We start from the raw sequence: 13,969 nt of genomic DNA on the forward strand, positions 1-13,969 counted from the left end.
GCAAACCACTCTGGACACATTATTAGGAAGTTTAAATATGGCAAAACAGCAGACCGCGACACAAATTGTAATTGAAATGATGGATGAAAGTTATCTACGTGATTTTCTCAAAGTTGAGCAACATTTAAAATGCATTGGAAAAAATCTTGGTGTTGGATGGCGTGGACTATCCTTGCTTAATCAGATTGCAAAAAATGATCGAATTACTTTAGATGTGTTGGCAAAACAAAATCATATTACCAAGGGTGCTATTTCTACACAAATAAAGACGTTGTTGCAATTTGGTCTAATTGAAGTTGAGGTTAGTCCGGATGATCGACGTCAGCATTTTATTCACCTTACACTCAAGGGAAAACAAGTGATCAAAGAATTAGATGTTCACGAAAAGAAAACAGTCGCGTCAATCCTTGAAGAAATGAGTCTCACAGAAATCACGCAGTTGAGTGAATACTTTGAACACTTTGTGGCTGTGTTAGATCAAAGCATAGAGGACTAAAAATATTGCGTGATCGATCACGATTTCAGATCAGTTAATCATTTCGTGTTGTGTCATGTCATCGTTATTAATGGGATACAAATAGTACTTATTTATTGATTCACTGACTTAACTTTAGGCAAAATCACCTTCAAACAGTAAAACGGACATCCAGTTTTTCCCCTGAATGTCCGTTTTACTGTTTATTTGCACTTGTAAATGACTTGTCAAAAATAACCTATTAACTTAACGTGAAGACAACTTATTTGTCGAGTAAATCGTTTATCCATTCGATGGCCAAAGTTAACCAGTGGGCTACGTGTGGCAAATCTGTCCCTGGTTTCCAGGCCGTAACATTGTTGGCAAGCGCCAAGCCGTGTGGTCCGTGGTTAAAAACATGGAGTTCAAGTGGTAAGTTGTGATTATAACTTTCCTGAACGTACGATAATGTGTTTGTTACAGGAACCGCTTGATCTTCATTAGTAACCCAAGCGAAAACTGGCTTATTTTTCACGGTGACGTGTTGTTCAGCTGCATATTTAGTTGGATCATCAGTCCATTGTGCAATGGTTTTTTCATCTTTGGGGAAACCTAATAATGGGCTGATGACGGGATAACCAAGGATGGCGCCGGCTGGTTCCAACACGCTGGCAGTGGCACCAGTGGCCTCGCTTAACCATGATGAGGACCAGTAATCATTGTAGAGTGCCACAATGTGACCACCAACTGACATTCCAAATGGAATGACAGCGTTGGCATCGACTGGCCAATCAGGATTTTGCTTGAGTTGACTAATCGTTTGACCGAGTTCAACTATCGGCGCTGGCAGTAGGGGAGTGACTTCGCCGACGAAGGAGTACCGCAAGTAGACGGCATTGAAACCCTTGGCAAAGAAGGTTAAAGCGACACTTTCAGCTTGTGCTTCAGGAATATGGGTATATGAACCACCAGGAACAATTACGATAGTTGGAAAAGTGGTTTGACCTTGTTGACCGGGTCGATCTTGCATAAAACCTTTATAATAGCTGTGTTGGTTTAACATTTTTTTGACAATTTGCATGACATTCACCTCGTGTTCATGATAGAGCCCAATGGTGACGGAGTGCAACTAATTCGTGATGTAACGGCAAAATTGATTGGAAGGTAATGAGGATGGCAATACCATTAAAAACGGCACGTTTAGAGCTACGAAGTATTCGAGAATCTGATTTATCGGCTTTTACTCAAATTGTTGGAAATCCGCGTGTTGCGATGCCAGCAGGTTTTCAGCCGGTTCATAATGAATTTGAAGCACGTTTTTTGATGCGTCAAACATTGGGGCAACGCTGGATTTGGGGCGTTACTCGTCGGGAAGAGGACCAAATTATTGGTACCGTTGGACTTTATGGCAGAACAGGACATGATGGCGCATTGGTGCACGGTGAACGAGATATTGGCTACATGCTTAACGAAAATTTTTGGGGTCACGGATATATGCCTGAGGCGGTGATGGCAGTCTTAACTTATGGCTTTGACCAAGGGTTACAAGCAGTATGGGGATCTTATTTTTCGGACAATGAACGTTCGGCGCGTATTTTTGAGCGGTTTGGTTTTCAATTTGATCATGAGATTCAGCATTCGGCAACTGATTTTTTCGCACCAGGGAAAACAGAGCGTTTTTTTCGGTTAACACCAAATGATTTTGCATTGCATCAGTAAAAAGTGGTCGAGGTTAATGGTTGAGTTACGTTTATCATTACTGTTCGGTATGCTATGATGGCAGTGGTAAGTTATCTCTATCGTGATAATTAGGTTAGGAAGAAATTATGCAATTAACGAGGGGCTTTGAGCAGGCCGCATGTATTTTAGCGTTACTCGCAACCCAAGATACGAACGTACCCATCACATCTGAAGTCATTCACACTAGATTGGGTGGATCACAAACTTATATGCGAAAAATCATTCGCAAACTGGTCGTTGCTGGTCTAGTTAGATCCGTGTCTGGTAATCAGGGTGGATTTACGTTGGGGCGTAATTCACGTCAAATTACTGTTTGGGATGCGGTGGTAGCGACAGAGGGTGATATTCAAACATATCCCAACAATGGCTTGATTGATCGGGTATTCGATGATGTTGAACCACTGGCTAACCGTGGCACACAGGTGTTGACAGACATCTTTGTTGCCGCAGATGAGCAGTATAAACATGTGTTACAAGAAACGTCGGTTCATCGGATTTTGGTTCATATTTTTCAGTCACAAATTATCCCGACTGTTGATTGGAATGAAAGTACGGTGAACTATCCGAATTTCACTGCCAAACTAAAGGCACTTATCCATGGAGAAAATTAGCGTTTTCTCGGGTAAATGGCTGATTGATTTGATGAATACGTTTTCATTTTTGCTGAAAGCCTTGCAATTTGCGGGGCTTCTTTTTATACTCTGTTTATATCGAATGAAGAGGTTGCGACAATCATGAGTCGCCAAGTTGAGAACGTACAGGTTCTGTAACGCTTGGTTAAAGGGTGCGTCGCCGAAATGAGCTGCTGCTGTATCAGTATCTTGTTGGGACGTTGGTGAATAATCAACGAACTGTCGTGGTAAATAAAAACGCCACGGAGCGCTATCTAACGATTGACCAGGATGAATTTGACGGTCGGTTTGTTTAGCGTGTCTTTGTGCATGATAAACAGACCGGCCTTTTATTTATTCAGATTACATCAAGTGCTTCTCTTTAGAAAATGGGAGGAACTCGATATGGCAGAAAATGAGAATCGCGCGGTTCGCCGCGAATTGAAGACGCGACATTTATCAATGATCGCGTTAGGTGGCAGTATTGGAACAGGGTTGTTCGTTGCATCCGGTTCCGCAATTTCGGCAGCTGGCCCTGGTGGTGCTTTGGTTGCTTATGTGGCAATTGGGATTATGGTCTACTTCTTAATGACCAGCTTGGGTGAGATGGCAACATACATGCCGCTGACTGGTTCATTTGCGGCATATTCGACTAAGTTTGTGGATCCCGCATTGGGATTTGCAATGGGGTGGAATTACTGGTTTAACTGGGCGATTACGTTAGCCGTGGATGTTTCGACGGCGGCCTTAGTTATGCAATTTTGGTTACCAAACGTACCGGCATGGATTTTTAGCATGATCGCATTAGCAATTATTTTTACTATCAATGCATTATCGGTTCGTTCGTTTGGTGAAACAGAATACTGGATGTCCATTATCAAAGTGGTCACAGTTCTGATTTTCTTAGTCATTGGGACCTTAACGATTTTTGGTATCATGGGCGGTCACGCAACTGGTTTTTCAAACTTAACTTATAAAAAGGCGCCATTTGTTGGCGGTGTGCCAGCATTGCTCTCCGTGTTCGTCGTAGCTGGTTTCTCATTCCAAGGGACTGAATTAATTGGGATTGAAGCTGGTGAAAGTGAAACACCTGAAAAGAGTATTCCCAAGGCGATTCGCCAAGTGTTCTGGCGGATTCTGTTATTCTACATTTTGGCAATCTTTGTTATTGCCTGCATCATTCCTTATACAAGCAAGGATCTGCTGGGTTCAAGTGCCACAGACATTGCCATCAGTCCATTTACGCTGGTCTTCCGTCGGGCAGGGTTAGCTGCGGCCGCTAGTGTGATGAATGCGGTTATTCTAACGTCTGTTATTTCATCAGCTAACTCAGGGATGTACGCTTCCACTCGGATGTTGTACTCCTTGGCAAACGAAGGCTACGCGCCAAGCTTCTTTGGTAAGACGAACAAGCGTGGGATCCCTATGGCTTCGTTGGTTGGAACCACAGTTATCGGATTATTAACTTTCTTGACCAGTATCTTTGGACCAAAGTTATACATGTACCTAGTTGCCGCTTCTGGTCTGACCGGATTCATTGCTTGGTTGGGGATTGCGATTAGCCATTACCGTTTCCGTCGTGCCTTTCTTAAGCAAGGACACCAGTTAAGCGAACTCCGTTACCATGCAAAGTGGTTCCCATTTGGTCCCATTTTGGCATTCGTGCTGGGGATCGTTGTCATTGTTGGTCAAAACTTGAAGTCGTTTGCACAACTCGATTTGCAAGCTATCTTGGTAACGTACATGAGTGTGCCGTTGTTCCTGATCCTGTGGGGTTATTACAAGATCCGTCACCGGACTCATATCATTCCATTGGACAAGGTTGACTTGATGCCAAAAACAAATGGTGAAAGTTACACGGCCGCTGATGCTTCGGCTGCCTCAGGTGATATTGAAAGTAGTGCAACAGTTGAGACGGTTGCACAAGCGGGTAAAAAGACCACGAGCGCAACGTCAGCGGCTCACGATTTGACGAATGATGAATCGGTAGCACCTAAAAATGATTCGATTAAATAATGGATCAATTTTAAATTGAATTAAATGTGAAATCAAATAGAACTCGCTTGGTACGAATACAAAAATTTGTATCGGCGAGTTTTTATTATATTCAAAGCTAAATGGTAGATTGCAAATTTAATCCGAATTTTTGGACAAATTGGTCAGCATAACCTGATACGGTGTTTTCCAGTCAAGTATTTTAAGCGGTCTCTGGTTAATTTGGAGTAACGTCGTCGTTAAATCTTGAGCACTAATGTGCTCAAAACGAGTCCCCTTAGGATAAAAATAACGTAAATTCCGATTAAAGCGTTCATTACTACCACGTTCAGCTGGCGTATAAGCATGACAGTAATAGGTCTTAATACCATATTGTGATTCAAATGATACTAGCCCACTAAACTCAGTACCACGGTCCACAGTAAAACTGTGCACCGGTCCATTAAAAGTTGTTAGGAACTTAGTCAGTGCTTCATTAACACTCGCTGTCGTTCGGTCCTTTAACCGATATGCCCAAAGGAACCGTGATTTGCGATCGATTAAAGTTAATAAAACTGCCTTACTATGCCCACGAGGGCCAACGACGGTATCTAGTTCAAAATCACCGATGCGATTACGTTGATTAATCATCATGGGACGCTGTTCAATCGATCGCCCCAAAGATTGATTATATTTGGATCGTTGGTCAACGTTACGCCGTTGGCGTACGCCATGTTCAGGTAGATCATTCAAGGAGAAACCAATTCTCCCCTGATTTAGCCAATTATAAATAGATTTAGTCGCTAGTTTAAATTCGTGAGCAATCATTCCTGGTGACCAGCTTAGATGTAAATGGTTGAGAATTGTTTGCTTTAACTCATCGCTCAGCTTAGTTTTCCGACCACATCGTGATCGCTTGTATTCGGCATCTGTTTGTGCTAATTCAGCCTGATAAGGTTGACATCGAGATAATTCATAAGAAATTGTTGACGGTGATCGGTTCAGCCGAACGCCCATTTGGATATTGGACAGCCCTAGTTCACAAAAGGTTTCGATTTTAATTCGTTCGGAATAGGTTATACTAGACAAAAGATCAGCTCCTAAAAGATGGGTTTGTTGTAAACACCATTTTAAAGGAAGCTGATCTTTTTTGTCCGAACAGCGTTCGGATTAATTTTACAATCTACTAAATAAATATATTTAATTTTGGTCGGGCACAATATGAAAAGGCTATCTTTGTTAGTATGGCTCGTTTTGATAAAAAATAAGGTTGTCCATTTGGTTATGACAGAAAGATTACGTTTTAATTTGTAAGCTACAAAATATGGCGAGATTCTCCGAGCGTGATACAATATGTAGGTAGTTAAAGGATAAACACGTTCTGTCACGGTTGACCACGCATTGTGGTGCGGTTGATAGAGATCAGGGGAGATAAAGACATGATTGTTTTAGCAGGAACGATTGGTGCAGGAAAAACGAGCTTAACTGATTTATTGGCAAGTTACTTACATACACAGGCCTTTTATGAATCAGTGGAAGATAATCCAATTCTGCCATTATTTTACAAGGATCCAAAAAAGTACGCTTTTTTGCTTCAAATTTACTTCTTAAATAAGCGGATGGATTCTATCAAGGCTTCTTTTGCCGATGATGAAAGTGTTATGGATCGTTCAATTTATGAAGATTCATTGCTTTTCCACTTGAATGCCGACCTAGGTCGTTCGACGGAAACAGAAGTTGACATCTATGATTCCTTATTAGAGAACATGATGCAGGAATTGCCAGATGCACCGCATGAAAAGAACCCTGATCTTTTGATCCACATCGACATTTCGTTTGACACCATGTTACAAAGAATTCAAAAACGTGGTCGTGAATACGAACAAATTGATAACGATCCTTCATTGTACGAATACTACAAACAATTGAACGATCGTTATACAGCTTGGTACAACAATTATGATCATGGCCCTAAAATGCGGATCGATGGTGATAAGTATGACTTTGTTGAAGATCCAGATGCAGCAAATGCCGTTCTTGCACAAATTGATGCAAAATTGAGTACACTTCAATTGGCGACTGCTTAGTTTGGGTTAATAAGGGTTGCACAAGTCTTTTAGTTGCTATAAGCTGTCCATAGACATAAACAGATATTAAACACAGTTGCATTTAGTATTGCGATTAAGAGAGCCGGTGGTTGATGAGAACCGGATCGCAATCATTCCGGCAACGTTTTAAGTGGGCGGTTAATCCCGCACGGCGAAAGTCGTTAGCATGTTCGAGAGCACCAGCAATGGTGAACTTGGGTGGTACCGCGAATTCACGTCATTCGTCCCAATTGTGATGGGACGAGTGGCGTTTTTTTGTGAAAAAAATGGAGGTAGTTAGATGTTAGACATTAAACGGATTCGTAATAATCCAGATGAAGCTAAGGAAAAGTTGGCAACGCGGGCAATTAAGCCTGAGCAGATTGATGACGTAATCGCTTTGGATGAACAGCGCCGTGATTTACTCAAACAGACGGAACAGTTAAAGGCTAAACGAAACACGGTTTCGGATGCCATCAGCGTTGCGAAAAGAAATCATGAAGACGCCGATAAACAGATTGCCGAAATGCGTGAAGTTGGTGCTGATATTAAGGCATTAGACACCAAGTTGGCTGAAGTATTGGACGAGTTCAACGATAAGATGGCCCGCTTACCTAACTTTCCTCACGATACAGACCCTGTTGGTCCAGACGAAAATTATTCTCGCGAAGACCGTAAAGTGGGTGCTATTCCACATTTTGACTTTGAACCAAAGGCACACTGGGATATTGGTGAAGCTTTAGGAATCCTAGATTTCAAACGGGCCGCTAAGGTTTCCGGTGCTAGATTCGTTTACTACATGGGCATGGGCGCTAAACTAGAACGTGCCGTTTACAACTTTATGCTGGATCAACATGAAGAAGAGGGATACGAAGAAGTTATTCCACCTTACATGGTAAATGGTGCATCGATGTATGGCACTGGTCAATTTCCTAAGTTCAAGGAAGATGTTTTCCAGATTCAGGACCAAGACTTGACGTTAATCCCTACTGCTGAAGTACCGTTGACGAATTACTACCGCGACGAAGTGTTGGATGAAGCGCAACTACCTGTTTATGTGACTGCTTTGACACCTAGCTTCCGTTCTGAAGCGGGTTCTGCTGGCCGTGACACGCGTGGTTTAATCCGGATGCATCAATTCAACAAGGTTGAAATGGTTAAATATGTTAAACCAGAAGAATCTTATAAAGAATTGGAAAAAATGACTGGTAACGCTGAAAACATTCTGCAAAAATTAGGTTTGCCATACCACGTTATTACTTTAGCAACGGGTGACATGAGTTTCACAGCAGCTGAAACACACGACCTTGAAGTTTGGATTCCACATCAAGAAACGTACCGTGAAATTTCCAGTTGTTCTAACTGTGAAGATTTCCAGGCACGTCGAGCACAAATCCGTTACCGTGATGTAGACGGTAAGGTTCACTTGGTCCACACATTGAATGGTTCTGGTCTGGCCGTTGGTCGGACGGTCGCAGCTATTTTGGAAAACTACCAAAATGAAGACGGCTCGGTTACCATTCCGGATGTGCTGGTTCCTTACATGCATGGTGTGACTAAGATTACTAAAGAAAACGCCCACGCAAAGCACGTTGAAGACTAATTGATCTGCAATTTAAACAAACGAATCATGTGATGACTACCATTATGGTGGCCAACATGGTTCGTTTTTTATTAGTGTTGTTATTTCGTTGGTTGAACTGAGTGTTTTTGAGGAATTTTAATTGGAATAATCTTGGCGATTCTGGATTGTATTTACGTAACGCCGCCGCTATTAACGTCGTTGGTTATCTTGCTAGTGCAATGTGAGCGGAAGAGTGTCAGGGTTGAAATCTATAGTGAAGGTGTTGCTAATTCGGTGGGGTTGCCGAATTAACAACACGGACGAGTTTGAAGACTTGTTCTTTAAGGCTTCAAGTCGAAGTGAAAGACCGGTTTTGGGGTTTGAACTGGTCCCACAATGATTTCAACCCTGACAATCGAACGCGAGAGTTTTCTTCAAACAGAATTTGAACAGTAAGAACTATAGTTAACTATGTAAAAGGCACCCGTAAAATGTAGGAAAACGGCAGGTTAGAACTGTTGGTTTTCCTACATTTTTTGTATCATGAATCACATCAGAGTGTAGGAGGAATTTGATGTGAGACGTGATTTAAGAGAAGGAGTGACGATTTACGTGACTGAAAATATTAAGCCTAACTTCGCCGAGATTGCCCGGCAATATAATGTTGATTATCGAACCGTTAAGAAAGCCTATGAGGAAGTCAAAGCTGGACTTAAGGGCCGACCAAGTGGTCGACCGAAACGGCCAAGTTTACTGGATCCATTCAAGCAAACCATCGATTCAAAGCTTGAACTAAATTGTTCGGCTGCTTCAATTTTTAAATTTATCCAGAAGAAGGGCTTTACCGGCAGCTATACCCTCGTGAAAGATTATTGTCGCCAAACCCGCCGAGAACGAGTTAAGAAAGCTACCATTCGGATTGAACATTCCCCTGGTCTCTCTGCTCAAGTTGACTGGAAAGAAGAAATGGCCCTAGTGAGCAGCGAGGGTGAGCTGTTTAAATTCAATATTTTCTTGTATGTATTGCCTTATTCAAAACTCAAATATATGACACTAACCTTTGATCGGAGCCAAGATACCCTCTTTTCTTGCTTACACGACGCTTTCCTTCATACCGGAGGTATTCCGACGGAAATCTGGTTTGATAATATGAAAACCGTTGTGGATCATACAAAATCCCAGTTTGGCCACGCTGTCTTTAACGAACGGTTCCACGAATTCTGTAAAGATGCCGGTTTCACACCAATTGCTTGTCGACCATTCAGACCACAAACTAAAGGTGCAGTTGAAGCCCTTGCTCGCACGGTTGAACGTTTACGGCCATACAATACTGAATTTGCTGATGGAACTGAGCTAATCGAACTAGTTCATATGCTCCGAGATGATCTAAATCATGAAACTTCGCAGGCCACGGACGAAGTCCCGTACCTGAAATGGTTAGACGAAGAAAAAGAGTACCTTCATCGCGTTCCAGTTAATCTCCTTGAACCATACTTCGAAGAAAACATTACCCGTGTCGTTTCGAAGGAGGCCATGATCAATTTCCGCAAATGTAAGTACTCAGTAGATCCGCGATACATTGGTTGTACGGTTGCTGTTGAAATCTCCAATGATGAGCAGCGCATTCACATTTATTATAACGGAGAAGAAATTCGTACGCACTCCATAACTACCAATTCGCTGAATTATGACCCCCAAGATCAGTTCAATATCCTCAAATCTGATTTGCTTAAAGGGCGGACAGATGAAGACATTTCAGCTTACATTCGTGAACATATGACTGATTACGACAACTTATAGGAGGCTACCATGACCACTAATAATCAAATTCTTTTAAATAATCTTGAGCGCTTAGGGTTAAACAAAATCCGTGAATACTTGCCGAATTACCTTGATCAAATTCACACTGATAATCTGTCATTAACTGAGGCGCTAATTGATTTAACTAATTCGGAACTCCAGAATCGACACGAAGGTCAGATTGCACGGGCCATTGGCCGTGCTCGGTTCCCCAATACAAAATCCCTAGATACATTTGATTTTAGCTTTCAACCCAGTATGAATCGCCAAGAGGTTCTGGAATTCCAGAATCTGGCTTTTATGGAAAAGTCTGAAAACTTAATCTTTATTGGCAATCCGGGAGTCGGTAAAACCCACTTGGCAATTAGTATTGGGATTGAGGCCTGTAAACAGGGCTGTCGGGTTCTCTTTATTAATTGTCATGAGCTGTTGATTAGATTGAGAGCAGCTTACGAAAAAGGACTGCTTGATCGATCTCTAAGCCGCTATTCGCGCTATGACCTATTAATTATTAGTAGATTGTAAAATTAATCCGAACGCTGTTCGGACAAAAAAGATCAGCTTCCTTTAAAATGGTGTTTACAACAAACCCATCTTTTAGGAGCTGATCTTTTGTCTAGTATAACCTATTCCGAACGAATTAAAATCGAAACCTTTTGTGAACTAGGGCTGTCCAATATCCAAATGGGCGTTCGGCTGAACCGATCACCGTCAACAATTTCTTATGAATTATCTCGATGTCAACCTTATCAGGCTGAATTAGCACAAACAGATGCCGAATACAAGCGATCACGATGTGGTCGGAAAACTAAGCTGAGCGATGAGTTAAAGCAAACAATTCTCAACCATTTACATCTAAGCTGGTCACCAGGAATGATTGCTCACGAATTTAAACTAGCGACTAAATCTATTTATAATTGGCTAAATCAGGGGAGAATTGGTTTCTCCTTGAATGATCTACCTGAACATGGCGTACGCCAACGGCGTAACGTTGACCAACGATCCAAATATAATCAATCTTTGGGGCGATCGATTGAACAGCGTCCCATGATGATTAATCAACGTAATCGCATCGGTGATTTTGAACTAGATACCGTCGTTGGCCCTCGTGGGCATAGTAAGGCAGTTTTATTAACTTTAATCGATCGCAAATCACGGTTCCTTTGGGCATATCGGTTAAAGGACCGAACGACAGCGAGTGTTAATGAAGCACTGACTAAGTTCCTAACAACTTTTAATGGACCGGTGCACAGTTTTACTGTGGACCGTGGTACTGAGTTTAGTGGGCTAGTATCATTTGAATCACAATATGGTATTAAGACCTATTACTGTCATGCTTATACGCCAGCTGAACGTGGTAGTAATGAACGCTTTAATCGGAATTTACGTTATTTTTATCCTAAGGGGACTCGTTTTGAGCACATTAGTGCTCAAGATTTAACGACGACGTTACTCCAAATTAACCAGAGACCGCTTAAAATACTTGACTGGAAAACACCGTATCAGGTTATGCTGACCAATTTGTCCAAAAATTCGGATTAAATTTGCAATCTACCTATTGATGAAATTGGGTATTTGCCAATTGGTCACCAAGAAGCTAACCTCTTATTTCAGCTAGTCAATGCCCGCTATGAAAAGCATTCAACGATCATTACCAGCAATAGTGATCTATCCGCTTGGGTTGATATTTTCCAGAACCCAACTGTGACAGCAGCCATTCTCGATCGCTTGGTTCATCATGTTCACGTAGTGAAGATCACTGGTAAATCTTACCGATTACGTGGCCTCAAGTAACTGCCGAAAACCTACATTTCTTTCTGCCGAAAACCTACATTTTTAAACTGCCCTTGACAACTACGGTTAATGAAAAATAAATGGCAAAAATTGAAGAAAAATGCGGAACAGTGTTGACAGTTTTTGAGCGTAAATGATATTATCTAATAGTTGTCTGATGAGGGAACAGAATCAGATGCTGCGGATGTGGCGGAATTGGCAGACGCGCTAGATTTAGGTTCTAGTGTCTTTTGACATGGAGGTTCGAGTCCTCTCATCCGCATCATGTTGCCGACTTAGCTCAGTTGGTCAGAGCACCGCTCTAGTAAAGCGGGGGTCGGAGGTTCGAATCCTCTAGTCGGCATGGTTCCATTTGTTTTATTGTTATGCGGAAGTAGTTCAGTGGTAGAACATCACCTTGCCATGGTGGGGGTCGCGGGTTCGAGTCCCGTCTTCCGCTTTTCATAACGCTGTTATGAGAATGCACCCATAGCGCAACTGGATAGAGTGTCTGACTACGAATCAGAAGGTTGTAGGTTCGACTCCTACTGGGTGCATCATGATGACCGCTGCCAGGTGCTGGCGGCGGTTATTTTATTTTTATCGGGACATAGCTCAGTTTGGTAGAGCACTGCGTTCGGGACGCAGGGGTCGCAAGTTCAAATCTTGTTGTCCCGATCATTGTTTAAAACGAACAGTCGTTAGTCAATATTGACTAGCGGCTGTTTTTTTGACTGTTATTGTTGGTCACAACGCAAAACAAGCTATCGTTTTAGTCGTCAAGTTGCGAAAAATATGGCATGATGAACTTGTAGACAGATTGAACATTTGAAGATCAATCATTCAGCCGTGTTGGCAATTGCAATAATTATTGCAGGATATCGGTAATTAGAGGGAGACCAGTTATTATGAGTGACACAACAGCAATTTTTAACGCCATTGAACAAGCGAAGACAATTATCATCCATCGTCATCAGCGACCTGATCCAGACGCATTAGGATCTCAGTTTGGTCTAAAACTAACTTTACAGCACGCCTTTCCGGATAAGCAGATATTTGCAGTTGGAACGATTCCGGACGATCTTGGCTGGTTAGGCCAGTCAGACACTGTTTCGGATGATCAATACGCGGATGCGTTAGTGATCACTGTTGATACGGCCAATACCGAGCGCATCGACGATGACCGGTTCGATCAAGGGCGGCAACTGGTTAAAATTGATCACCATCCTAATGATGACAATTATGGTGATTTATCATGGGTGTTGCCGGAGGCATCCAGTACCTCGGAATTAATTGTCGATTTTATTGACGCACATCAAGAAACGCTTAGTTTGACACGTGATGCGGCATTGCTATTTTATGCAGGAATAGTGGGTGACACAGGTCGGTTCTTGTATCCGGCTACCAGTGCACACACCTTCGCCGTTGCCAGTGAATTGTTGGCAACTGGGATTGACGCTGCTGAAGTGGGGCGTCATGAAAATGAGTTGAGTCGTGGTCTCGGTCATTTGATGGGGGATGTCTTGGCTAATATTGAAATTGACGACTTTGGCGCTGCACATTATGTGATATCACAGGCTCAGTTGGCTTCTCTTTCTTTGGCAGCCAGTGAGGTTCAGCCACTGGTATCGACTCCCGGTCGCTTGGCTGATGTTCGGGCTTGGTTATTATTTGTGGAAAATCCTGACGGTAGTTATCGAGTTCACTTACGTTCCAAAGGACCAGCAGTAAACGAATTAGCGAAGGCACATCATGGTGGCGGTCACGATTTAGCTAGTGGAGCCAATGCTGCGGATCAACAAGAAGTTGACGACATGATTGTGTCTTTGAGCAAGTTGATGCAGCAATGGCAACAAACGCATTAAGCGGTTGCCTTGTTAAGAATAGGTAGATTGTAAAATTAATCCGAACGCTGTTCGGACAAAAAAGATCAGCTTCCTTTAAAATGGTGTTTACCACAAACCCA

General features: G+C 42.4%; 11 protein-coding genes, 5 tRNA genes, 2 pseudogenes and 1 riboswitch. Of the genes and pseudogenes, 16 read left to right on the forward strand and 2 right to left on the reverse strand.

Going from position 1 to position 13,969, the window contains the following annotated elements; translation table 11 throughout:
• Positions 1-37: 37 nt before the first annotated feature.
• Entirely contained in the window at positions 38-496 is a 459-nt protein-coding gene (locus tag ABUE36_RS04690; RefSeq protein ID WP_161001025.1) for a MarR family winged helix-turn-helix transcriptional regulator, read from the forward strand.
• A gap of 241 nt (positions 497-737) precedes the next feature.
• Here the strand turns inward: ABUE36_RS04690 and ABUE36_RS04695 are convergent, their stop codons facing one another.
• Positions 738-1,535, reverse strand: coding sequence for an alpha/beta hydrolase (locus ABUE36_RS04695; RefSeq protein WP_421017244.1), 798 nt, complete (start codon positions 1,533-1,535; stop codon positions 738-740).
• 92 nt (positions 1,536-1,627) lie between these two features.
• Between ABUE36_RS04695 and ABUE36_RS04700 the strand changes: the two genes are divergently transcribed.
• From ABUE36_RS04700 to ABUE36_RS04710, 3 genes are all read left to right on the forward strand, one after another.
• Positions 1,628-2,173 carry a GNAT family N-acetyltransferase gene (locus ABUE36_RS04700; protein ID WP_161001027.1) on the forward strand — a complete coding sequence of 182 codons (546 nt, stop codon included), beginning with the start codon at positions 1,628-1,630 and terminating at the stop codon, positions 2,171-2,173.
• A 107-nt stretch (positions 2,174-2,280) separates the two neighbouring features.
• The gene (locus ABUE36_RS04705; protein ID WP_161001028.1) at positions 2,281-2,805 is read left to right on the forward strand and encodes an Rrf2 family transcriptional regulator; all 525 of its coding nucleotides are present in this window, start codon (positions 2,281-2,283) and stop codon (positions 2,803-2,805) included.
• A 98-nt stretch (positions 2,806-2,903) separates the two neighbouring features.
• Positions 2,904-3,087, forward strand: a riboswitch (Lysine riboswitch).
• A gap of 123 nt (positions 3,088-3,210) precedes the next feature.
• Positions 3,211-4,821, forward strand: coding sequence for an amino acid permease (locus tag ABUE36_RS04710; protein WP_421017245.1), 1,611 nt, complete (start codon positions 3,211-3,213; stop codon positions 4,819-4,821).
• Between the two features lie 117 nt (positions 4,822-4,938).
• Here the strand turns inward: ABUE36_RS04710 and ABUE36_RS04715 are convergent, their stop codons facing one another.
• A complete protein-coding gene (locus ABUE36_RS04715; protein WP_096109805.1) occupies positions 4,939-5,868 on the reverse strand; it encodes an IS30-like element ISLpl1 family transposase in 930 nt (309 codons plus the stop codon).
• Positions 5,869-6,218: 350 nt separating this feature from the next.
• On the opposite strand from ABUE36_RS04715, the gene ABUE36_RS04720 reads away from it, so the two are divergent.
• The 12 genes and pseudogenes from ABUE36_RS04720 to ABUE36_RS04775 all read left to right on the forward strand — a co-directional run bounded on the left by ABUE36_RS04720 (position 6,219) and on the right by ABUE36_RS04775 (position 13,868).
• Complete coding sequence (locus ABUE36_RS04720; protein ID WP_421017246.1) at positions 6,219-6,866, forward strand: deoxynucleoside kinase; 648 nt, start codon at positions 6,219-6,221, stop codon at positions 6,864-6,866.
• A 301-nt stretch (positions 6,867-7,167) separates the two neighbouring features.
• Complete coding sequence (gene serS / locus ABUE36_RS04725; protein ID WP_421017247.1) at positions 7,168-8,469, forward strand: serine--tRNA ligase; 1,302 nt, start codon at positions 7,168-7,170, stop codon at positions 8,467-8,469.
• A 537-nt stretch (positions 8,470-9,006) separates the two neighbouring features.
• Complete coding sequence (gene istA, locus ABUE36_RS04730) at positions 9,007-10,230, forward strand: IS21 family transposase (protein ID WP_003555353.1); 1,224 nt, start codon at positions 9,007-9,009, stop codon at positions 10,228-10,230.
• A 9-nt stretch (positions 10,231-10,239) separates the two neighbouring features.
• A pseudogene (locus ABUE36_RS04735) lies at positions 10,240-10,752 on the forward strand (ATP-binding protein); the annotation flags it as partial.
• A gap of 90 nt (positions 10,753-10,842) precedes the next feature.
• Positions 10,843-11,772 carry an IS30-like element ISLpl1 family transposase gene (locus ABUE36_RS04740; RefSeq protein WP_096109805.1) on the forward strand — a complete coding sequence of 310 codons (930 nt, stop codon included), beginning with the start codon at positions 10,843-10,845 and terminating at the stop codon, positions 11,770-11,772.
• Between the two features lie 9 nt (positions 11,773-11,781).
• Positions 11,782-12,024, forward strand: a pseudogene (locus ABUE36_RS04745) (ATP-binding protein); the annotation flags it as partial.
• A gap of 180 nt (positions 12,025-12,204) precedes the next feature.
• Positions 12,205-12,286: transfer RNA gene (locus ABUE36_RS04750), tRNA-Leu, on the forward strand.
• 7 nt (positions 12,287-12,293) lie between these two features.
• Positions 12,294-12,367 (forward strand) — tRNA-Thr (locus ABUE36_RS04755).
• A 24-nt stretch (positions 12,368-12,391) separates the two neighbouring features.
• Positions 12,392-12,463: transfer RNA gene (locus ABUE36_RS04760), tRNA-Gly, on the forward strand.
• A gap of 23 nt (positions 12,464-12,486) precedes the next feature.
• Positions 12,487-12,560: transfer RNA gene (locus ABUE36_RS04765), tRNA-Arg, on the forward strand.
• 47 nt (positions 12,561-12,607) lie between these two features.
• Positions 12,608-12,681, forward strand: a tRNA-Pro gene (locus ABUE36_RS04770).
• A 230-nt stretch (positions 12,682-12,911) separates the two neighbouring features.
• On the forward strand, positions 12,912-13,868 hold the full coding sequence (locus ABUE36_RS04775; protein WP_161001031.1) for a DHH family phosphoesterase: 957 nt from the start codon (positions 12,912-12,914) through the stop codon (positions 13,866-13,868).
• Positions 13,869-13,969: the final 101 nt, after the last annotated feature.

Source organism: Furfurilactobacillus cerevisiae (assembly GCF_048961765.1).
In the GTDB taxonomy this organism is placed as follows: domain Bacteria; phylum Bacillota; class Bacilli; order Lactobacillales; family Lactobacillaceae; genus Furfurilactobacillus; species Furfurilactobacillus milii_A.

Excerpts from the sequence above, each read along its gene's own strand:
- ABUE36_RS04700 (WP_161001027.1), top strand. The coding sequence starts at position 1,628 with ATGGCAATACCATTAAAAACGGCACGTTTAGAGCTACGAAGTATTCGA.
- ABUE36_RS04690 (WP_161001025.1), top strand. The coding sequence starts at position 38 with ATGGCAAAACAGCAGACCGCGACACAAATTGTAATTGAAATGATGGAT.
- ABUE36_RS04720 (WP_421017246.1), top strand. The coding sequence starts at position 6,219 with ATGATTGTTTTAGCAGGAACGATTGGTGCAGGAAAAACGAGCTTAACT.
- ABUE36_RS04775 (WP_161001031.1), top strand. The coding sequence starts at position 12,912 with ATGAGTGACACAACAGCAATTTTTAACGCCATTGAACAAGCGAAGACA.
- ABUE36_RS04710 (WP_421017245.1), top strand. The coding sequence starts at position 3,211 with ATGGCAGAAAATGAGAATCGCGCGGTTCGCCGCGAATTGAAGACGCGA.
- serS (WP_421017247.1), top strand. The coding sequence starts at position 7,168 with ATGTTAGACATTAAACGGATTCGTAATAATCCAGATGAAGCTAAGGAA.
- ABUE36_RS04695 (WP_421017244.1), bottom strand. The coding sequence starts at position 1,535 with ATGCAAATTGTCAAAAAAATGTTAAACCAACACAGCTATTATAAAGGT.
- ABUE36_RS04705 (WP_161001028.1), top strand. The coding sequence starts at position 2,281 with ATGCAATTAACGAGGGGCTTTGAGCAGGCCGCATGTATTTTAGCGTTA.